Consider the following 19,615-nt stretch of genomic DNA (forward strand, 5'->3'; position numbering starts at 1 on the left):
ATCCCGTGAAAGGGGAACGGAGGTGCGTATTTCTGCGCGCCCGGGCGGATCAGGAATGGTGCGGCGTATTTTCGCGGGCGAGGATTTGCTCGCGAAGAATGTCGGCGTGCCCGCAATGCTGAGCCAATTCCCGGAGCACGTGCAGATATACCCATTGCAGCGGGAGCGGTCCGCGGCGATTGCCGGGCAGCAGGTCGTCCAGCCGGAGGGCCGCGGTGGCGCGGCGCGAGGCGGCGCACGCTTCCCGGTGGGCCGCTTGCAGGGTGCCGATCGTGTCGTTTTCGGTGAGCAGGAACGAATCCGCGGCGTCGGCGGGTAACCCGAGCTCGGTTCGCGGACGGCCGGTCACCGCCTCCTCGAACCACACCTTCTCGACGAACGTCGCGTGCTTCACGAGGCCGAGCAGCGTCGTGCGCGACGGCACCAGTGACGCGCGGGCCTGCTCCTCGGTTAGCCCGTCGAGACAGTCGTGCAAGGCGGCGCGGTGCCGGTCGAGGAACACCTCGAACTGGACGGGGAGCGGGCTTCCTGCCGCGGCGAGTTCCGGTGAGCTCATGGCCCCAGTATCGCCCGGGCCGCGGCTGCGGTACTGTTAGGGCAGTTGTACAGGACGATCGACCTGTACGACTGACCGACAGGAGGGCGAGCGTGGGATCCCCGGCGGCGGAGCGCGGACGTGAGGTACGGCAGCGGTTGCTGGCGGCGGCGGTCGAGCTGGTGCCGGAACGGGGATGGGCGGCGGTGAGCACCCGCGTGCTGGCGGACCGGGCCGGGGTCACGCCGAGCGTGGTGCACTACCACTTCCCGTCGCTCCCGGCGCTGCTGCGTGAGGCGGTCACCGGGGCGATGCGGCAGGCGCTGGAGGCAGCGGGTCCGGCGCTGGAGGAGGCTCGCACGCCGGGTGCCGTGGTCGACGCGATGCTCGGCTCGGTTGCGCCGTACCCCGGTGAGGACCCGTTGTCGTTGCTGTTCGTCGAGGCGTATCTGGCGGCCACCCGGGACGAAGAGCTGCGGGAGCAGCTGGCCGGGCTGCTCACGGATTTCCGGACGCGGCTGAGCCATTGGCTCGCCGAGCGCGGCGTCGCCGAACCGGACGCGACCGCCGAGGTGCTGGCGGCAACCGTCGACGGGTTGCTGCTGCACCGCGGTCTCGTACCGGGCGGGGACCTCGCGGCGGTGCTGCGAAGGCTGGTCACGGAGGGCGGGAAACGATGAGTGGGAATTGCCGGGCGGGGGCGTGTCGCTCGGCATCGGCGGTGCGCGCGTGCTTGCGGACCGAGCTGGAACTGGCCCGGCTGCCCGGAAGCGACCGTTACGCGGCCGGGAACATCACCGGCCTGCACCGGGAATTCGAAGGAGCGAACCGATGAATCCTGTGCTGCGTGCGGTTTTCCGCGCACCGGCGAAACTGTACGACCGCAACCTGGGCTGGCTGCTGGGTAAGCGCTTCCTGTGCGTGACCCACGTCGGCCGCAAGTCCGGGCGGCAGTACCGGACGGTGCTGGAGGTGATCGGCCTGCGGCCCGCCGCCGACGAGGTCTTGGTGATCGCCGGGCTCGGTGCGTCGTCGGACTGGTACCGCAACATCCAGGCCGCGCCCGCCGCCGAGGTCGCCATCGGCCGCCGGACGTTCGTGCCGGAGCACCGGGTGCTCGACCAGCCGGAAGCGCTGGCCGCGATCACCGACTACGAACGGCGGAACATCCTGCTGCGGCCGGTGTTGCGCCCGGTGCTGACCAAACTGCTGGGCTGGCGTTACGACGGTTCGGTGGAAGCCCGCCGCCGGCTGGTCGCGCAGCTGCCGATCATCGCGTTCCACCCGCGAGCGGCCTGAACGTCACCGGGCCGGTGACGCAGCACGATGCCAGAAGTCCGTGAAGGGAACCATGAGGGAATCTGATTCCGTGATGGTTCCCTTCACGGACTTCACCCGGGAGCGGGGCGGGGAGCTGAACCGAATTCCTCGACCCCGACGACCGCCAGCAAGTCCAGCTGCTCCACCGCATCACTCCCCGGCGGTGCCGTGAACCACAGCAACCGCTGAGTACCGTCCTCGCTCAGCAGATTCAGGCAGTTCAGCTCCACCACCCCCAGCACCGGATGCACCAGCCGCTTCCGATCGGTCCGCCGGACCGCCACCTCCTGCCGCTCCCACAACTCCGCGAACTCCGCGCTACCACTCCTGAGCACCGAGAGCAGCTCGACAGCCAGCGGATCGTCCCCACGGCGCCCGATCGCTGCCCGCAGATCCGCGACGAACACCTCGGACTGATGCCGATGCTCATCCGGGTGATACCGCTCCCGCGCAGCCGGATCGGTGAACCACTGATACACAAAGCTCGCCCGGACCCCGCGCGCCGCCGCCGGAGTACCCAGCAGCGCCTCGGCAAGACGATTCTGCACCAGCGTCACACTGAGGTCCGTCATCACCTGCGCCGGAGTGTTCGGCAACCGCTCCAGCAGATCGAGCATTGCCGGATGAACGTGCGCACTGCTCCCGGATGCAGGCGGCAGCGGGCGCCCGGCCAGATGGTAGAGATGGTTGCGCTCGTCGACAGTCAGCCGCAACGCCCGGGCCAGCGCGGCCAGCATCTGCTCCGACGGCTGCACCCCCCGGCCCTGTTCGAGCTGCCCGTAGTAGTCCACCGAAGCACCGGCCAGCGTCGCGACCTCGTCCCGCCGCAGCCCCGGCACCCGGCGGCGCACCCCGGCGGTCAGCCCGACCTCCGCCGGGCTGATCCGGGCGCGCCGCGAATTCAGGTAACGGCCGAGTTCACGCAGATCCATCCCTCCACTATGGCCGCGCCGACAGGCCCGAGCCAGGTGCCACCTGCACCACGCTCAGCAGGACCTTGCCCCGCGCGTGCCGCTGACTCAGGTACGCCAGCGCCCACTTGCCCTCGGCGAGCGGCAGGGTGCGGTCCACCAGGAGTTCGACCCCGTCGTCGATCTGCTTCGCGACCTTGGCCAGCCGCGGCCCGTCCGAGCTGTGGAACACGAACGCCGCGCGCCGTCCGGCAGCTTCGGCTCGCGCCTCGTCCGGCGGCATCGGCACCGCGACCAGCAGCCCGCCCGGCTTCAGCACCTCCAGCGACCGGGCCTCGTTCTCGCCGCCGACGGTGTCCACCACGACGTCGACCCCGCTGATTTCCTCCTCGAAGGCGACCTGCCGGTAGTCGAGAACCGTGTCGGCGCCGAGCTTTCTCGCGATGGCGACCCCCGAACCCGACGCCGTCGCCACCACCTGCGCGCCGAGCCGCTTCGCGAACTGCACCGCGAAGCTGCCCACGCCACCGGCCGCGGCATGCACGAGCACGGTCTGTCCGGATCGGACGTCCGCGATCTCGGTCAGCACCTGCCACGCGGTCGCGGCCGACGTCGGAATCCCGGCCGCGGCTTCGAGCGAAACGCTCCCCGGCGCGGGGACCAGCTGATCCGCGTCGATCACGGCCTGCTCGGCACAGGCGCCCCCGGCAACCGGGTCGAGGCGGCCGATCACCGCGTCCCCGACTTGCCAGCCGGTCACCTCGTCGCCGACTGCGCCGACCCGCCCGGAGAAATCGGTGCCGAGCGAATAGGGGAAGGTCACCGGGAAGAAATCGGTCACATATCCGGCCACGATCTTGAGGTCCAGTGGGTTCAGCGATGCCGCCGCGATGTCGACGACCACCTGGCGCGGCCCAGGGGACACCGCCGCGACCTCGGCGAGCGCGGGTTCCGCGCCGTATCCGGTGATCTGCAGTGCTTTCACGAGGTGCGCTCCTGTCGTTCTGTCGCTTCGCCGAGCCAGAAATCGCCGACGTGTTTCCCGCACATTGCCCCGTGGACGGCGACCAGGCCGTTGCCGCCCGCGGAGCGTCCGTCCACGATGTCGTGCACCTCGATCCGGAAATCCGCGAACGCCGCGGAGATTTCGTCGATGACCGGCGTGATCCCGCCGGGATGGCCGCTGAACGCCGCCCGGTGGAACGATTCGAGGAATTCCCGCAGCGGTGGTTGTCCTGGCATTCTGCTCCTTACGCGCGATAACCGGTGTTTTCAGGTTCCGGCTTTCGCGGCGAAGGGGCGAGGCGGCAGTTGTACTGGTGTCGTCAGTACCTGCCGGTGACCGACCGGACCATCTCGGCACTGCTGCCCAGGTACCCGCCCGGATCGCACAACCGGCGGACCTGGTCCGCGCCGAGCAGGGCCGTGACGTCCGGGTTGCGGCACAGTTCCGCCGCCAGGTCGGCACCGGATTCGCGGACCCGCGCGCAGGCGGCGTACACGAGTTCGTGCGCCTGCCGGTGACCGAGCGCCGGGGCGAGCGCCATCATCACGGCCTCCGCGGAGATCAGCCCGCCGGTGAGGTCGAGGTTGGCGCGCATCCGCCCGGCGTCGACCTGCAGCCCGGCAATGGTGTCCCCGGCCTGCGCGAGCGACGACGACAGCAGCAGGAACGCCTCCGGGAGCACCGCCCATTCGACGTGCCACGGCCCGGTGGCGCGTTCGAAGTCCTGCAGCATCGCACCCAGCATCGCGGATACCTTGTCCCGCAACAGGTTTGCCGCCGCAATCATCAGCTCGCTGGAGATCGGGTTGCGTTTCTGCGGCATGGTGGAACTGGCACCGCGGCCGGGGACGAACGGCTCGGCCAGCTCGCCGGTTTCGGTCGAGGACATCGCCGCGATGTCGAGGCCGATCTTGCCCACCGACGCACCGATCGCGGCCAGCAGCGCGACGATCTCGGTGAACCCGTCGCGGGTCACGTGCCAGGTGATCCCGGGATCGCGCAGGCCGAGCTCCGCGGCCAGTGCGGCTCGCACCCGCAGGCCGTCCTCGCCGAGCGACGCCAGGGTCCCCGCCGCGCCGCCGAACTGCACCATCAGGTTGCGCTCGCGGACGGACGCCAGCCGGTCGGCGTGCCGGTCCAGCGCCGACAGCCACACCGCGACCCGGTAGCCGAAGGTGATCGGCAGGGCGTGCTGGAGATGCGTCCGCCCGGCGGTGACGGTGCCGGCGTGCTCCTGCGCCAAGGTCCGCAGGTGGTCCCGGAGCCGGTCGAGCGCAGCGTCGATGAGGGTGAGGCCCTCGGCGACCTGCAGCATGGTCGCCGTGTCCATGATGTCCTGGGTCGTCGCGCCCCAGTGCAGGTACCCGCCCGCGTCGCCGCAGTGCTCGGCGAGCTGGGTGATGATCGGCAGGATCGGGTAGCCGACGTTCCCGGTGTCCCGCCGGAGCCGTTCACGATCCAGCCGCGCGGGATCGCCCGTCCTGGCGATGGCGTCGGCCGCCTCGCGCGGGATGACGCCGGTCCGCGCCTCCGCCCGCGCGAGGGCGACCTCCACCCGCACCACGGTGTCCACATAGGACTCGTCGCTGAAGACCGCCCGCATCTCGTGCGTACCGAAGAGATCGCGGAACAGGAACGAGTCGAAAACCGTGCTGCTCACCGGGATTCCTCGGCGAAGTCGATGGCGATGTACTTCTGCTCCAGGTACTCGTCGATCCCGCTGTCGCCGCCCTCGCGGCCGATGCCGGACTGCTTCATCCCGCCGAACGGCGCACTGGGGTCGGACACGTACCCGCGGTTCAGGCCGACCATCCCGGTTTCGAGCCGCTCGCTCATCCGCAGCGCGCGCCCGAGGTCACCCGTGAAGAGGTAGCCGACCAGGCCGAACTCGGTGTCGTTGGCCTCGCGCAGCACCTCGGCCTCGGTCTCGAACGTCCGGATCGCCGCCACCGGGCCGAAAATCTCCTCCCGGCCGATCCGCGCGCCCGCCGGGACGCCGGTGAGCACCGTCGGCGGGTAGAAGTACCCCGGACCCGCCGGGACCCGGCCGCCGGTGCGGACCTGCGCCCCGGCGGCCACCGCGTCGTCGACCAGCCCGGCGACCTTGCTGCGCTGGCGTTCGTCGATCAGCGGCCCCAGGTCGGTGGCGGGGTCGGTGCCCGGCCCGACCGTGAGCGCGCTCATCCGCGCGGACAGCCTCGCGCTGAATTCCCCGGCGACGTCGGCGTGGACGTGAAAGCGGTTCGCCGCAATGCAGGCCTCGCCGATGTTGCGGAGCTTCGCGGTCATCGCGCCTTCGACGGCGGCGTCGAGGTCGGCGTCCGGAAAGACGATGAAGGGCGCGTTCCCGCCCAGTTCCATCGACGTGCGCAGGACGGTGCCCGCCGCCTGCGCCAGCAGCAGCCGCCCGACGGCGGTCGACCCGGTGAACCACAACTTGCGCAACCGCCCGTCTCGCAGCAGCGGCTCGGTGCACGCGGCCGCGTCGGCCGTCGGGATGACGTTGAGGACCCCGTCCGGCAGGCCCGCCTCGGCCAGCACCCCGGCCAGCGCGGCGGTGGTCAGCGGCGCCTGCGGAGCCGGTTTGACGACCATGGTGCAGCCCGCCGCGACGGCCGGGCCGATCTTGCGCGCCGGCATGGCCAGCGGTGCGTTCCACGGCGTGATGAGCAGGCACGGCCCCACGGGCTGCCGGGTGACCAGCACGCGGGCCGTTCCGTCCTCGCTCACCTTCCAGCTGCCGTCGATCCGCACCGCCTCCTCGCCGAACCACCGCAGGTACCCGGCGCCGTAGCCGACCTCGGCCCGGGATTCGGCGAGCGATTTGCCCATTTCCCGCGTGATCAGCAGGGCGAACTCGTCCTCGCGCTCGATCAGCAGGTCGTGCGCCCGGCGCAGGATCTCGCCCCGGCGCCGCGGGGGAGTGGCGGCCCAGCTCGCCTGTGCCCGGGAGGCGGTGTCGAGGGCGGCCATCGCGTCCGCCGGGGTCGCGGACGCCACCTCGGCCAGCGGCTCGCCGGTCGCCGGGTTCTCCACGGGGAACGTCGCGCCGCCGGTCGCGGCCCGCCATTTCCCGTCGATGAACAGGCCCTTGTCCACGGGGTGCCTTCCTTTCCGGCCGTCAGCTGAGGGCGGCGATCATCGCGTCGGCCATCGGGGCGCTCGACGCCGGATTCTGGCCGGTGAACAGGTTTCCGTCGCGCACGGTGTAGGCCTGGTACGCCGGTCCGCCGGAATGCTTCGCGCCCAGCTCGCGCAGCCGGGACGCGAGCAGCCACGGCGCACCTTCCGCGGTACCGAAAAGCTGTTCCTCCTCGTCGGTGAACGCCGTCATCTTCCGTCCGGCGAACAGCCATTTCCCGTCTTCGTCCACAGTGGACAGCAGAGCGGCCGGGCCGTGGCACACGGCACCGATGATCTTGTCCGCCGCGTCCGCCTTGGCGAGCAGGCGGCCGAGGTCGGCGTCCTCGTGCAGGTCGACGACCGGACCGTGCCCGCCGGGCAGGACGACGGCGGCGTAGCCGTCGATGTCGACCTCGCCGAGCTTGAGCAGCGGCCCGAACTCCCGCAGTGCCTTCTCGGCGTTCGCGACGTGCCGGGCACAGTCCTCGCCCGCGACGGCCGGGTCGGCGCTGTGCCGGTCGAGCGGCTGCAGCACGCCGCCGGGGGAGGCGAAGTCCACGGTGTACCCGGCCGCGACGAACCTCTCGTACGGCGCGGCGAGCTCCTCGGCCCAGTACCCGGTCGGGTAAGCCGAACCGTCGGTGCGCTCCCAGACGCTCGCGGCGGACATGACGATCAGGACTTTGCGCATTTCTCGGATCCTTTGCCGGAATCGGTGATTACCCCAGTGAGCCTGCCCGACGGGAAGCCGTTCCCGGGCCGGATCTCGCGCCCTGCGCAACCTAGGACGCGCAGACCCAGGCACGGATGGGGGACTTGGGGGAGGATGGGGTCCGTGACCGGTCTGAATCGTGAACTCGCCGACTTCCTGCGGCGTGCCCGGGCGCAGGTCGATCCGGCGCGCGCCGGGCTGCCGCCGGACGGTCGGGTCCGCCGGGTACCCGGTCTGCGCCGGGAGGAGGTCGCCCGGCTGGCGGGCGTGTCCACGGACTACTACGCGCGTCTCGAACAGGGCCGCCGCATCGTGCCGTCGGCGGCGGTGGTCGAGGCGATCGGCCGCGCGCTCGGCCTCGACGCCGCGGGTCGCGTGCACCTCGAAGACCTCGTCGGCCTCACCGCAGCTCCGGCCCGACGGCCGGCCCGCGGGGTGCAGCGGGTGCGGCCCGGGCTGTACCAGCTGCTCGACGCCCTCGACGGCGAGCCCGCGCTCATCCTCGGCCGCCGCACCGACATCCTCGCGGCCAACCGGATGGCGAAGGCCCTCTTCGCCGACTTCGACCGGATCCCCGCGCCGCGGCGCAACTACGCCCGCTGGATGTTCCTGGACGACGACGCCCGCGCCCTGTTCACCGACTGGCCAGACCAGGCGCGGGCGGCCGTCGAAAGCCTGCGGTTCGAAGTGGGCCGCGATCCGGACGACCGCGCGACCGTCGCGCTGGTCGCCGAACTGCGTGCGCACAGCCCGGAGTTCGCCGAGTGGTGGGAGGAGCACCGGGTCCACCAGCGCACCCACGGTTCGAAACGGCTGCGCCACCCGCTGGTCGGACCACTGACGGTGGACTACGAAAGCCTGACCCTGCCCGGAGATCCGGACACCACGCTGTACGTCTACACCACCGAACCGGGCTCGCCGTCGCGGGAAGCCATGCATTTGCTGGCCGGATGGGCGGCGTCCGACAATGCACCGCCGGGTCAGAAAGCGCGATGATCCTACTGGGCTCGCCGGGTCCGGCGTAGTTCGCGTTTGAGGATCTTCCCGGCTCCCGACACCGGCAGTGCGTCGACGAACTCCACGCTGCGCGGGGATTTGTAGCCCGCGATGAACTCCTTGCAGTAGGCCCGCAGCTCGTCGGCGGTGACCTGCGCGTCCGGCGTGAGCACCACGACCGCGTGCACCCGCTCGCCCCAGTCCGGGTCCGGGACGCCGATCACCGTACACGACGCCACTGCCGGATGGCGGGCGAGTGCGTTCTCGACCTCGGCGGAGTACACGTTCTCGCCGCCGGTGATGATCATGTCCTTGATCCGGTCGACCACGAACACGTAACCCGCAGCGTCCATGTACCCGGCGTCGCCCGTGTGCATCCAGCCGTCGCGGATCGCGGCCGCGGTCTCCTCGGGCTTTTCCCAATAGCCGAGCATCACATGGGCTCCGCGCACGGCGATTTCGCCGACCTCGCCCCGCGGTAGTTCGGTGTCGTCGACGTCGACGATGCGGACCTCGGCGTGCGGGGCGGCACGGCCTGCCGAGCGCAGCAGCTCCGGTGTCTGATGGTCGTCCGGGCTGAGCAGTGTGGCGACGGGGGAGAGCTCGGTCATGCCGTACGCCTGGGTGAAGCTGGTGTCGGGCAGCGCGGCCATCGCGCGCTCGAGCACGGGCTGCGGGATACCCGAAGCGCCGTACACCACGGACGTGAGGCTGGTCAGGTCGTAGTCGGCCAGGCCGGGCTGGTCGATCAGCAGCTGGATCATGGTGGGTACCAGCAGCGTGCTGGTGATCCGGTGCTCGGCGATCGCGGCGGCGGTACCGGCGGGGGTGAACGCGGGCAGGAAGACGTGGGTGCCGCCGAGGGTGGTGACCATCGTCCACATCGCCAGGTCGGCGAGGTGGAACATCGGGGCCACGTGCAGCAGCCGGGTGCCGGGGCCGCACGCGTACCCGCTCGCTGCCGTACCCAGGGTGGACGCGATCAGGTTGGTGTGACTCAGTTTCACGCCCTTGGGGAACCCGGTGGTGCCGCCGGTGTAGAACACGCCGACGAGGTCGTCCCCGCCGCGGCGAGCGTCGGCGGCCGGGCTCGCGTCCGCGATCAAGTCCTCATAGGACAGTGCGCCCTCGGGGGCCGGGCCCTCGCCGGTGTGGATCACCGTGGTCAGCTTCGGGTATGCCGCGCGCAAGGTGGGGACCATGGCGGCGAAGGTGTCGTCGACCAGCAGGACCGTGGTGCCCGAATCCTCCAGTGAGTACGCGATTTCGGCCGCGCTCCAGCGGATGTTGACCAGATTGAGCACCCCGCCCGCCCACGGCACGGCGAGCAGGTACTCGTGGTAGCGGTCCGAGTTGAGGGCCAGCATGGCCACCCGGTCGCCGTCCTGCACGCCCAGGTCACGCAGGGCTCCGGCGAGCCGGGCGACCCGGTCGGCCACCTCGGCGGCCGTGCGTGTCCGTTTCCCGCAGATGGTCATCACGGTGCCGGGGGTCTGTTGTACGGCGCGATGCAGTCCCTGAGTCAGCCACACGACGTCGGCTCCCTATGTTGTGAACAGCAGGAAACGAGATGGCCACCAGGGTGGGCGTCGAAAACTACAGTGTCAAGGGTGTAGGTGCACGAAGTGAATGTCGGGTAACCTTCGTGCACTGGCGAAGGGAGTTGGCGTGGACCACGCAACGCGGGCCCGGCCGCGTAACCGGCGGGCGCTGATCGTTGCCGCGGCCACCGATCTGATGTACCGCCACGGGTACGACGACCTCGGGATGAGTGATTTCGCCAAGGCTGTCGAGATCGGCCCGTCCGCGCTGTACCGCCATTTCACCGGCAAGCAGGACCTGCTGCGCGAGGTCATCGCCACGAGCCTGGCCCCGGTCCGCGACCTGCTCGCCGGGCTGGACCCCCACGATCCCTCGGCAGTCCGGGCGATGGCTTCCCTCGCCCTGGAACACCGCCACGTGGGCGTGTGCTGGCAACGCGAAGCCCGTAACCTCGCGCCCGCCGACCTGGCCACCCTGCGCAACGAGGTCCGCGAGATCGGCCGCCTGTTCACCGGGTACGTCCTGGCGGTCCGCCCCGGCCTGTCCGCGCCGACTGCGGACCTGCTGGCGTCCTCCGCACTCGCCGTGCTCACCAGCATCTCGTTCCACCGCCTCGACCTGCCCCGCCCGCAGTACGACGAGGAACTGGCCGGTCTGGTCGCCACCGTGGTCGGTGTACCGCTCCCCGGCACGATCACGCCGGCCGCGCGCGAGGAACGGCCTCGGCTGATCCCGCATTCCCGCCGCGAAGCCTTCCTCGCCGAAGCCACGCGCAGGTTCGCCACCCACGGTTACCCGGGTGTGAGCATGGAGGACGTCGGCGCCGCGCTGGGCCTCAGCGGCCAGAGCATCTACAAGCACTTCCCGGCCAAACGAGACCTCCTCACCACCGCATTCGACCGGGGCGTCGCAGTGCTGTTCGCCGGAATCGCCACGATCTGCGACACCGCACCAACTCCGGCCGACGCCTTGCGCGCGCTGATCCGCGCGTACCTCACCTTCGCCCTGGACCACCACCACTTGGTGGGCCTGATGATCACGGAACTGAGACACCTCGACGATGCGCACCGCCACTCCACCCGCCAGGCCCAGCACGACTACATCAGCGAATGGGTGCACCTGCTCCGCGAAGTCCATCCCGGCCTCGACGCCACCACCGCGCGGATCCGGGTGCAGGCGACTTTGAGTGTGATGAACAACATCGCGCGGACGCCGCATTTGTGTCGGGCTGTCGGGATTGTTCCGGTGCTCACGGGGTTGTGTGAGCCGTTGCTCCTCGGGTGAAGGCAGCGCGGTATTCGCGGGGGCTGGCGGCGAAGCGTTCCCGGAAGCGCCGGTTGAAGTTTAGCGTTCCCGGAAGCGCCGGTTGAAGTTTGTGCGTGCGCCGTGTCTGTGTTGGGCTGTCGGGATTGTTCCCGCGCTCACGGGGTTGTGTGAGCCGTTGCTCCTCGGGTGAAGGCAGCGCGGTATTCGCGGGGGCTGGCGGCGAAGCGTTCCCGGAAGCGCCGGTTGAAGTTTACGTAGGCGGTGAAGCTCTGTCCGGTGGTTCGGCGGAACGATCGGCTGAGCGCGCCCGGCGTCATTGCCGTCTCGGCTGCGACGTCGTCGAGGGACAGGGAATCGCCGTACCTGCAATGGATGATGTCGATCGCGTCGTGGATGCGGTGTCGTGATTTCTCGTGCCGGCGGTGGTCGACGACTGTGCTGAGGCGGGTGGCCGGGCGGGGCGCGAGCAGGCTGAGTGCGGTGAGCAGGTCGAGTGTGCGCCGCACCGGGGGGTGGCCGGGCAGGGCGGCGACCAGTTCCGCGACGTCCGCGTTCTCCTGCGCGCAGAACCGCAGGCCGCCTGCTGACCGGTCGAGCATGGCTTTGACCTGGGCGAACTCGACGGTCTCGAAGAACGACGTGCCCAGGAACTCCCGCTTGAACTGGCACACGATCGCGCGGTGCGGGCCGGGGGAGTCCGACCGCCATGTGTGTGGCACGTCGGAGCCGACCAGTACCAGGTCGCCCGGTGCGTACCGTTCCACCGAGCTGCCGACGTACCGCTGCCCGGAGCCCTCTTCGATGAGGACGAGCTCCAGTTCCTCGTGGTAATGCCATTCGAACGCGAAGCTCGGCTGCGACCGGACGTAGCACGCCCAGGACGACGTGGGCGGCTCCGGGACCACCTCCAGCAGCGCTTGCATCCCCCGATGGTACTCCGAATCCGCGATTTTCCCCACGATCACCACAATTCGGCCCTCTGAGTACCAGAACGGGTGCTGAGCGACGTAGTGGCGCGGCCCCGGGGCTGGTTGAGTTTCCTCAATCCGACCGGCTCTCTGTCGAGGAGGCAGCCGAAATGACCGAAACCGCACGGCGCGGCAAGGAAGAAATCTGCGGGTACCACGCGGTCCGCGCCGCCGCCCGCGACCACCGCACGTACTCCAGCGACTTCCTCGGCGACACCGACGTCCGGACGTACCGGCATCTGCCTCTCGAAGCCGATCCGCCGCGGCACACCGACCTCCGGATGGCGATCCAGCCGCTGGTCTCCGACGAGCAGGTCGGTGCCAAACGACCCAACTTCCGCGCGGTGGCAACCGGGTTGCTGGCGGACGCCGTCGCGAAGGGCAGCATCGAAGTGGGGCGGGATCTCGCGTTTCCGTTCGTACAGGGCTGTCTCGCCGAGCTTTTCGGGCGTCAGCAGGACCTCGACGAATGGATCTCGTGGGGACCTTCGGTGTGGATGGCCGGGGCGTACCTGGCCGGGGACCCGCTGTGGGAGTCCACGAAAGAAGCCGAACGCAACCGCGACTACACCATGCACACCCAGCGTTCGCCGCGCGTCATGGACGATTACCTGCACCGGGTCCTCGACGAAGCGGACCGCCGCCAAGGCGCCGAGGCCGAACCGCGCGATGCCTGGGACTTCCTTGCGGCACTGCGGATCGACGGACGGCGGCTGCCGAGGCACGACCTCATGGGCATTGCCGGGGTCCTGCTCGCCGGCGGCCGAGACACGGTGATGAAGCTGATCACCGGCCTCGTCTGGCACCTCGTGAACAGCCCCGAGGACCGCGCGTACCTCACCGAAAACCCCGACGCGCGCGCGGCCGCGGTGACCGAGCTCGCACGTTACCTGAGCCCGTTGCCGAGGATGGAACGGTCGCGGACCACGGATGGGAAAATCCCGCCGCCCGAGCTCGACGGCGCGCATCGCGTGCTGCTGAGCTTCGTGTCCGCCAACTTCGACGACGAGGTGTGGGACGAGCCGGAGCGGATCGATATCCGGCGCGCGCCGAAAGCGAACCTCGCCTTCGGCTTCGGCAGGCATTCCTGCCTGGGTACCAAAATCACCGAGCACGAATCGCAGGTCTTCCTCGACGTCCTGCTCGGCGCCTGGCCGGGCTGGGAGTTCGCGGAGGAACCGGTGCTGATCTGGGACGAGATCACCACCGGCGCGGGACGCCCGGTCCGCGTGCTCGACGAGTTCGAATCCGTCCGGCTGACCACGCGGAGTGCGCAATGACCACCGACCTGGCCGTGTCGATCGCGGCCAAACGCGCCATCGCGGACGGCGTCGTGGAGCTGACGCTGGCTCCGCTGGACGGAGCGCCGCTGCCGCCGTGGGAACCGGGCGCGCACGTGGACCTGATCCTGGAGAACGACCTCGTCCGCCAGTATTCCCTGTGTGGGGACGGGCGGCTCGCGGTCCTGCTGGAGGAGGCCGGGCGCGGCGGGTCGGCGTATGTCCACAAGCGACTCAACGCGGGGGATGTCGTCCGGATCCGGGGGCCACGCAACAACTTCCGGCTGCACCAGGCACCCGAGTACGTCTTCCTGGCCGGAGGAATCGGGATCACGCCGATTCTGCCGATGGTGCATTACGCGGCGAACAGTGGCGCGAAATGGCACCTGTATTACGGCGGTCGCACTTTGGCGGCGATGGCATTCCGCGACGAGTTGGCGCGGTACGGCGAAAACGTCACCTATCTGCCGCAGGACATTTACGGCCTCCCGGACCTCGAAGCAATTCTCAGCCCGGTCGAATGCGGCATCTATTGCTGTGGTCCGGCGCCGATGCTCGACGCCGTGGCCGAAGTGTGCGGGCGGCTCGGCAAGAAAGACCTGCACGTCGAGCGGTTCACCCCGCGGGCCGAGGAACGGACCGAGGCGGACCGGCCGATCACCGTGCAGCTCGACCAAAGCGGTCAGACCATTCAGGTGCCGCCGGGAACGTCCATTCTGCAAGCAGTCCGGGACGCGGGAATCAGCGCGCTTTCCTCCTGCGGCGAGGGAACGTGCGGTACTTGCGAAACGGCGGTGCTCAAGGGAATCCCCGAGCACCGCGACTCCGTCCTGGACGAAATCGAACGGGAAACGGGGGACTGCATGATGATCTGCGTTTCCCGGGCCAAGACCGACACGCTGGTACTGGATCTTTGAGGAGGTCGTGCCGTGCGGGCACTTTCGGCCGTGGCACTCGCCCCGGACAAGTTCGACATCGTGCAGCTGCAGGTGGAATCCCCGGCGCCGGACGAAATCGTGGTCGAAATGCGAGCGGCGGGGGTGTGTCACACCGATGCCGACGAGTTGGCGGTAGCCGACACCCCGTACGTCATGGGGCACGAAGGCGCCGGTGTCGTCCGGGAGGTGGGCGCGGCGGTCGAGCATGTCGCGGTGGGGGACCGGGTGCTGCTGACCTGGGCCATCGCATGCGGAACCTGCAGGCAATGCTCGCGGGGAGCCGCGACGCTGTGCGAACGGTATGGCTACCAGGCCGGGCACGCGCGGCCCGGGTCCACCCGCGACGAACGGGGCGCCTCGGTGGGCCGGTCGTTCTCGCTCGGCACGATGGCCGAAGTGGCGATCGTGCGCCGGGAAGCCGTGGTGAAGCTGCCGGAGGACATCCCGTTAGCGTCGGCCTGCCTGCTCGGCTGCGCGGTGATGACCGGGTTCGGTTCGGTGGTGAATGCCGCGAAGGTCGGCGCCGGGTCGACGGTGGTCGTGCTCGGGTGCGGCGGGGTCGGGCTGAATGTGGTGCAAGCCGCGCGAATCGTGGGTGCGGCCCGGATTGTCGCGGTGGACATCGAGCCGTCCCGGCTCGAAATGGCGGTGCGGATGGGGGCGACCGACCCGGTCCTTGCCCCGGAGGATGACCGGTTTCTCGCGGCCACCGCCGAAGAAGTCACCCGAATGCTGGGCGGCGGCGCGGATTACGCCTTCGAATGCTCGGGCGTACCCGACCTCGGGCTGTCACCGCTCCGCTTCGTGCGCAACGGCGGGACTGCGGTACCGGTGAGCGGGGTGGAAAGCGTGGTCGAGGCGGATCTGTCGCTTTTCGAATGGGACAAGACCTACCTCACCCCGCTGTACGGCCAATGCCGTCCGGGCCGGGATTTCCCGCGCCTGTTCGAGCTTTACCGCCGCGGCCTCCTGCTGCTGGACGAACTCGTCACGCACCGGTATTCCTTGATCGAGTTACCGGCAGCACTGGCCGACCTGGCCGGGCGCCGCACTGCCAAGGGAGTGGTCGTCCTGTGAAGTTCTTCAGCCTCGAAACCGCGGATTTCGCCGACGGCCTCACAGTCGCGACCGGGTACAGCGCTGCGTTGCAGCGGAGAACGGACGTCACCCTGTACCACACCGGTCCGGGACCGCTCGTCATCCTGCTGCACGGGGTCTACGGCAGCCACTGGGCGTGGACCGGGAACGGCAGCGCGCACCGCATCCTCGACCGGCTCCAGGCCAGCGGCGAAGTCCCGCCGATGACCTTCGCCATGCCGTCGGACGGCGGGTTCGGCATCGGCAGCGGGTACCTCACGCGACCCGGCGAAGACGTCGAAAGCTGGGTGGTCGACGAGCTCCCGGCCCTCGCCGCCGAGGTGTGCCCGTCGGTGGACCGCTCCCGGATCGCGATCGCCGGGTTGTCCATGGGTGGCTGGGGCGCCCTCCGCCTCGCCGGACGCCACCCCGGCACGTTCGTTGCCGCGTCGGGGATGTCGCCGCTCACCGAACTGGGGCAGATCACCGATTTCGCCCCCATCGGCGACCACGCCCGCCACACCCCGGCCGCCGAACCTCTGGCCGAAATCCTGACGAGGAAGGGAATCCCGCCGTTCCGCATCGCCTGCGGGACCGGGGACGACCTGATCACCCCCGTCCGCGCGCTCCACCAGCAGCTCAGCGACGCCGGGGTAGCGCATGAGTACGACGAAGCGCCCGGCGAGCACGACTGGACGTACTGGCGCAGCGAACTCGCCGAGACGCTGCGATTCCTGGCCCGGCACGTGAAATGAGGGAGAAATCCATGCAGGTTACCGTGTTCGCGCCGCATCCCGACGACGAGATCATCGGCTGCGGCGGCAGTGTGGTCAACTGGCTGCGTTCCGGCGCCGAAGTGTCCTTTGTGTACTTGTGCAACGGCGACGCGGGCTCACAGGCGATGAGCCGCGCGGAACTCGGTGCGGTGCGGAAAGCCGAAGCCACCGCCGGGGCCGCGCACCTCGGCGTCACCGATCTCGTCTTCCTCGACCAGACCGACGGCTGCCTCGCCGAGACCCGCACGCTCCTGACCACGCTCATCGACCTCATCCGCGAGAAACGGCCGGACGTCGCGTACCTCCCGCACGCGACCGACGGCCATCCGGACCACATCGTCACGCACCAGCTCGTCACGAAGGCCGCCGGGATCGCCGCGGGACCGTGGTGGCCCGAGTCGACCGGCGCCCCGTGGGCGATCGACCTGCAGCTCGCGTACGAGGTCTGGACCCCCATTCAACGCCCGACGCACCTCGAAGACACCACCGACGCCCTCGACCTGCAGCTGGAAGCCTTGTCCCACCACGGTTCCCAGCTCGACACCATGCCGTACGACGCCTTCATCCGCGGCCTCGGCTCCTACCGCGGCGCCACGCTCGGCGCAGGCCGCTCCGCCGAGGCTTTCGAAGTCCTGCGCCTCGGCACGCTGCCCGGCCGGACACCGGTTTCCTAGCAACGGGAAGTGAACATGAACGAGCAGTTACGGGTCCCTGCAACGACGTCGGCCGTAACGCGGTCCGGGTTGTCCCGGGTCACCCTGCGCATCGTCGCCGGTGCGCTGATGGTCGGCTTCGTCTACGGCTACGACCAAGGCTCGATTGCCGGAGCGGCGCTCTTCCTCACCGCGCAGTTCGGCCTCACGCCGTTCGACATCTCGGTGATCGTCACCGCCGTTCCGGTCGGCACGTTCGCCGGCGCGATCGTGGCCGGGAAGGTGACCAACCGGATCGGGCGGAAGCGTTCGATCATGGCCATTGCGGTGGGCTTCGCGGTTTTCTCCGCGCTGCAAGGGTTTGCGGTGGACATGTGGACCCTTGCCGCGGTCCGGATGGGGCTCGGCCTCGTGGTGGGCATTTCCCTGGTCGCCGCACCGCAGTTCATCGCCGAGTCCACCACCACCCGCGTCCGCGGGTCCGCGCTGGTCAGCTTCCAGATCGCCGGGGCGGTCGGTCTGGTCGTGTCGTACCTGGTGTCCGTCGCGCTCGCCCCGGGCGAGAACTGGCGGCTGATCCTCGGCCTCGCGGCCATCCCCGGCGTGCTCGCGGTCTTCGTGCTCCGGCCGCTGCCCGACACCCCGCACTGGTACCTGGCGAAGGGCCGCCGGAGCGACGCTGCCCGCGTGCTGCGTGCCGTCGAACCGGGCGATGACCCCGAAACCCACCTCGGACGGATCGAGGAAGACCTGAAATCGGTCGGCTCCGATACGTACAAGCAGCTGCTCAAGCCGCCGATGCGGCGCGCCGGGATCTTTGCCGTGGGCCTCGGTCTGCTCGTGCAGGTGACCGGTATCAACGCAATCGTGTACTACAGCCCGGCAATCCTCACCGACATCGGCTTCGGCAGCGCCCAAGGCGCGCTCCTCGGTTCGGCCGTGCTGCAGATGATCGGCCTGGCCGCGGTCTGCGTGGCGTTCCTGGTCGTGGACCGGTGGGGCCGCCGTCCGGTGCTGATGAGCGGCATCACCGTGATGATCGTGGCGAACGCGGTCCTGATGATCGCGTTCACCATCGGTGACGCGAAATTCCTCGGTGCGGTGGGCGTGGCGTTGTTCCTCATCGGGTTCCAGTTCGGCTACGGCGCGCTGGTGTGGGTTTACGCCGCGGAAAGCCTGCCTGCGCAGCTGCGCGCGGTGGGTGCGTCCGTGCTGATGGCCGCCGACCTCTTCGGCAACATCGTCGTCGGCATTTTCTTCCCCAACGCGATGGCCGCGATGGGCGGCACCGCGACGTTCGGGCTTTTCCTGGTGATGTCGGTGATCGCGCTCGCCTTCATCGCGAAGCTGGCGCCCGAGGTGAAAGGCCGCCAGCTGGAGGAAATCCGCGAGTACTGGGAGCGGGGTGGCCGCTGGGCTCAGCGGCCCGAACGGCGTCCCGCCCAGTCCGAAGTGGACTCCCGGACGCGCAGCTCCGACGGGTAGACCACCTCCCGCGGCTTGTCCGAGGGCTGCGCAATGCGTTCGAGCAGCAGGTCCACGGCCAGCTCACCCTGCCGCTCCGGGAACGTGGCGGCACTGGTGAGCGGGGTCGGCTGGAGCGCGGCCTCGCTGATGTCGTCGAAGCTCGCCAGCGCGACGCCGCGGCCGGGCTCGATGCCCCGGCGGCGCAGCGCGCTGACCACCCCGAGCGCGACCACATCGCTGTACGCGACGATCGCGTCCGGGAGCGCACCCAGATCGAGCAGTTCCTCGGCGGCCCGGGTGCCCCCGGCGTGTTCGCCGTCGGTGGCGATCGACCAGTCCGGGCGCAGGGTGAGCCCGGGCGCGCGCAGCCCCGCCTCGCGCGCGGCGCGGACCGTGCAGCCGGGTAACCCGCCGAGGAAGGCGACCGAACGCACGCCCAGCCCGGCCAGGTGCTCCGCGACCTGGCGGGCCGCGTTCTCGTGGTCGACCAGCACGCAGTCGGCGGTGAGCCCGGGGACGCGACGGTCGATGAGCACATGCGGGATCGCCGAGAGGCTGCGGGCGAGGGAGTCGGCCGGGGTTTCGGTGGCCGGCAGCAGCACGACCCCGTCGACCCGCTGCTCGACCATCGCCGACAGCAGCTTGTCCTGCCGGTCCAGCATGTCGCGGCTGTACCCGGTGAGCAGCGTGCAGCCGGCGCGGTGCGCGTGCTCCTCGACGGCCATCGTGACGTCGGCGTACCACGGGTCGCGCACCCCGGTGAGCACCAGGCCGACCGTCATCGTGCGCTGCGTGCGGAGGTTGGCGGCCTGCCGGTTGTACACGTAACCGAGCCGGACCATCGTGTCCAGCACCCGCTGCTTCGTCGGCTCCGAAATCTTGGTGCTGCCACGGAGAACCAGGGAAACCGTCGCGCGCGAGACATTGCTTTCGGCCGCCACGTCGTTGATGGTCACCCGTGGCATGCGCCCCTCCGTCTCCGCTGTCTGCCCGCGAGTGTAGCCGGGCGTCCGCCGTTGACACCCGGGTGGCGCGGGCGTATGGT

The 19,615-nt window shown here is 69.9% G+C and carries 20 protein-coding genes; 10 read left to right on the forward strand and 10 right to left on the reverse strand.

Annotated features, from left to right (window positions below):
• Positions 1-49 precede the first annotated feature (49 nt).
• On the reverse strand, positions 50-556 hold the full coding sequence (locus tag OO71_RS09080) for a DinB family protein (RefSeq protein ID WP_033289250.1): 507 nt from the start codon (positions 554-556) through the stop codon (positions 50-52).
• 92 nt (positions 557-648) lie between these two features.
• Here OO71_RS09080 and OO71_RS09085 point away from each other — a divergent pair, with 92 nt between their 5' ends.
• Both OO71_RS09085 and OO71_RS09090 read left to right on the forward strand, forming a co-directional pair.
• The gene (locus OO71_RS09085; RefSeq protein WP_033289251.1) at positions 649-1,215 is read left to right on the forward strand and encodes a TetR/AcrR family transcriptional regulator; all 567 of its coding nucleotides are present in this window, start codon (positions 649-651) and stop codon (positions 1,213-1,215) included.
• Between the two features lie 151 nt (positions 1,216-1,366).
• Positions 1,367-1,834 carry a nitroreductase family deazaflavin-dependent oxidoreductase gene (locus OO71_RS09090; protein WP_084144819.1) on the forward strand — a complete coding sequence of 156 codons (468 nt, stop codon included), beginning with the start codon at positions 1,367-1,369 and terminating at the stop codon, positions 1,832-1,834.
• A 92-nt stretch (positions 1,835-1,926) separates the two neighbouring features.
• On the opposite strand, the gene OO71_RS09095 is transcribed toward OO71_RS09090, so the two are convergent.
• The 6 genes from OO71_RS09095 to OO71_RS09120 form a co-directional block, all read right to left on the reverse strand.
• Entirely contained in the window at positions 1,927-2,787 is an 861-nt protein-coding gene (locus OO71_RS09095; RefSeq protein ID WP_033289252.1) for an MmyB family transcriptional regulator, read from the reverse strand.
• A gap of 7 nt (positions 2,788-2,794) precedes the next feature.
• Positions 2,795-3,751, reverse strand: coding sequence for an NADP-dependent oxidoreductase (locus tag OO71_RS09100; RefSeq protein ID WP_051791357.1), 957 nt, complete (start codon positions 3,749-3,751; stop codon positions 2,795-2,797).
• Positions 3,748-4,008: a hypothetical protein gene (locus OO71_RS09105; protein ID WP_033289253.1), complete on the reverse strand. Its 261-nt coding sequence runs from the start codon at positions 4,006-4,008 to the stop codon at positions 3,748-3,750. Before OO71_RS09105 ends, OO71_RS09100 begins: the two co-directional genes overlap by 4 nt.
• Before the next feature lie 83 nt (positions 4,009-4,091).
• Positions 4,092-5,432, reverse strand: a complete 1,341-nt coding sequence (locus tag OO71_RS09110; protein WP_033289254.1) for a class-II fumarase/aspartase family protein — start codon at positions 5,430-5,432, stop codon at positions 4,092-4,094.
• The gene (locus OO71_RS09115) at positions 5,429-6,871 is read right to left on the reverse strand and encodes an NAD-dependent succinate-semialdehyde dehydrogenase (RefSeq protein WP_033289255.1); all 1,443 of its coding nucleotides are present in this window, start codon (positions 6,869-6,871) and stop codon (positions 5,429-5,431) included. The genes OO71_RS09110 and OO71_RS09115 overlap by 4 nt, the downstream gene beginning before the upstream one ends.
• Positions 6,872-6,893: 22 nt before the next feature.
• Positions 6,894-7,586 (reverse strand): type 1 glutamine amidotransferase domain-containing protein, encoded by a 693-nt coding sequence (locus OO71_RS09120; protein ID WP_033289256.1) that lies wholly within the window; start codon positions 7,584-7,586, stop codon positions 6,894-6,896.
• Between the two features lie 135 nt (positions 7,587-7,721).
• Here OO71_RS09120 and OO71_RS09125 point away from each other — a divergent pair, with 135 nt between their 5' ends.
• Entirely contained in the window at positions 7,722-8,603 is an 882-nt protein-coding gene (locus OO71_RS09125; RefSeq protein WP_033289257.1) for a helix-turn-helix transcriptional regulator, read from the forward strand.
• A gap of 2 nt (positions 8,604-8,605) precedes the next feature.
• Here the strand turns inward: OO71_RS09125 and OO71_RS09130 are convergent, their stop codons facing one another.
• Positions 8,606-10,135 (reverse strand): acyl-CoA synthetase, encoded by a 1,530-nt coding sequence (locus tag OO71_RS09130; RefSeq protein WP_033289258.1) that lies wholly within the window; start codon positions 10,133-10,135, stop codon positions 8,606-8,608.
• Between the two features lie 136 nt (positions 10,136-10,271).
• On the opposite strand from OO71_RS09130, the gene OO71_RS09135 reads away from it, so the two are divergent.
• The gene (locus tag OO71_RS09135) at positions 10,272-11,429 is read left to right on the forward strand and encodes a TetR/AcrR family transcriptional regulator (RefSeq protein WP_033289259.1); all 1,158 of its coding nucleotides are present in this window, start codon (positions 10,272-10,274) and stop codon (positions 11,427-11,429) included.
• A gap of 137 nt (positions 11,430-11,566) precedes the next feature.
• Here the strand turns inward: OO71_RS09135 and OO71_RS09140 are convergent, their stop codons facing one another.
• Entirely contained in the window at positions 11,567-12,334 is a 768-nt protein-coding gene (locus OO71_RS09140) for a cupin domain-containing protein (RefSeq protein WP_156096232.1), read from the reverse strand.
• A 155-nt stretch (positions 12,335-12,489) separates the two neighbouring features.
• On the opposite strand from OO71_RS09140, the gene OO71_RS09145 reads away from it, so the two are divergent.
• Genes OO71_RS09145 through OO71_RS09170 form a run of 6 tightly spaced genes read left to right on the forward strand, consistent with a single transcriptional unit; the run spans position 12,490 to position 18,588 of the window.
• Complete coding sequence (locus OO71_RS09145; protein ID WP_033289261.1) at positions 12,490-13,659, forward strand: cytochrome P450; 1,170 nt, start codon at positions 12,490-12,492, stop codon at positions 13,657-13,659.
• On the forward strand, positions 13,656-14,576 hold the full coding sequence (locus OO71_RS09150) for a PDR/VanB family oxidoreductase (protein WP_033289262.1): 921 nt from the start codon (positions 13,656-13,658) through the stop codon (positions 14,574-14,576). The genes OO71_RS09145 and OO71_RS09150 overlap by 4 nt, the downstream gene beginning before the upstream one ends.
• Positions 14,577-14,588: 12 nt before the next feature.
• Positions 14,589-15,674 (forward strand): alcohol dehydrogenase catalytic domain-containing protein, encoded by a 1,086-nt coding sequence (locus tag OO71_RS09155; RefSeq protein WP_033289263.1) that lies wholly within the window; start codon positions 14,589-14,591, stop codon positions 15,672-15,674.
• Positions 15,671-16,429, forward strand: a complete 759-nt coding sequence (locus tag OO71_RS09160) for an alpha/beta hydrolase (RefSeq protein ID WP_033289264.1) — start codon at positions 15,671-15,673, stop codon at positions 16,427-16,429. The genes OO71_RS09155 and OO71_RS09160 overlap by 4 nt, the downstream gene beginning before the upstream one ends.
• A gap of 11 nt (positions 16,430-16,440) precedes the next feature.
• The gene (locus OO71_RS09165) at positions 16,441-17,124 is read left to right on the forward strand and encodes a PIG-L deacetylase family protein (protein WP_033289265.1); all 684 of its coding nucleotides are present in this window, start codon (positions 16,441-16,443) and stop codon (positions 17,122-17,124) included.
• Positions 17,125-17,139: 15 nt separating this feature from the next.
• Positions 17,140-18,588, forward strand: a complete 1,449-nt coding sequence (locus tag OO71_RS09170; RefSeq protein WP_051791358.1) for a sugar porter family MFS transporter — start codon at positions 17,140-17,142, stop codon at positions 18,586-18,588.
• Here the strand turns inward: OO71_RS09170 and OO71_RS09175 are convergent.
• On the reverse strand, positions 18,522-19,535 hold the full coding sequence (locus OO71_RS09175) for a LacI family DNA-binding transcriptional regulator (RefSeq protein WP_033289266.1): 1,014 nt from the start codon (positions 19,533-19,535) through the stop codon (positions 18,522-18,524). The two genes, OO71_RS09170 and OO71_RS09175, sit on opposite strands and share 67 nt — an antisense overlap.
• Positions 19,536-19,615 lie beyond the last annotated feature (80 nt).

The organism is Amycolatopsis jejuensis, assembly GCF_000717335.1.
GTDB classification, from domain to species: domain Bacteria; phylum Actinomycetota; class Actinomycetes; order Mycobacteriales; family Pseudonocardiaceae; genus Amycolatopsis; species Amycolatopsis jejuensis.

Excerpts from the sequence above, each read along its gene's own strand:
- OO71_RS09080 (WP_033289250.1), bottom strand. The coding sequence starts at position 556 with ATGAGCTCACCGGAACTCGCCGCGGCAGGAAGCCCGCTCCCCGTCCAG.
- OO71_RS09090 (WP_084144819.1), top strand. The coding sequence starts at position 1,367 with ATGAATCCTGTGCTGCGTGCGGTTTTCCGCGCACCGGCGAAACTGTAC.
- OO71_RS09095 (WP_033289252.1), bottom strand. The coding sequence starts at position 2,787 with ATGGATCTGCGTGAACTCGGCCGTTACCTGAATTCGCGGCGCGCCCGG.
- OO71_RS09105 (WP_033289253.1), bottom strand. The coding sequence starts at position 4,008 with ATGCCAGGACAACCACCGCTGCGGGAATTCCTCGAATCGTTCCACCGG.
- OO71_RS09120 (WP_033289256.1), bottom strand. The coding sequence starts at position 7,586 with ATGCGCAAAGTCCTGATCGTCATGTCCGCCGCGAGCGTCTGGGAGCGC.
- OO71_RS09125 (WP_033289257.1), top strand. The coding sequence starts at position 7,722 with ATGGGGTCCGTGACCGGTCTGAATCGTGAACTCGCCGACTTCCTGCGG.
- OO71_RS09140 (WP_156096232.1), bottom strand. The coding sequence starts at position 12,334 with ATGCAAGCGCTGCTGGAGGTGGTCCCGGAGCCGCCCACGTCGTCCTGG.
- OO71_RS09145 (WP_033289261.1), top strand. The coding sequence starts at position 12,490 with ATGACCGAAACCGCACGGCGCGGCAAGGAAGAAATCTGCGGGTACCAC.
- OO71_RS09150 (WP_033289262.1), top strand. The coding sequence starts at position 13,656 with ATGACCACCGACCTGGCCGTGTCGATCGCGGCCAAACGCGCCATCGCG.
- OO71_RS09165 (WP_033289265.1), top strand. The coding sequence starts at position 16,441 with ATGCAGGTTACCGTGTTCGCGCCGCATCCCGACGACGAGATCATCGGC.
- OO71_RS09170 (WP_051791358.1), top strand. The coding sequence starts at position 17,140 with ATGAACGAGCAGTTACGGGTCCCTGCAACGACGTCGGCCGTAACGCGG.
- OO71_RS09175 (WP_033289266.1), bottom strand. The coding sequence starts at position 19,535 with ATGCCACGGGTGACCATCAACGACGTGGCGGCCGAAAGCAATGTCTCG.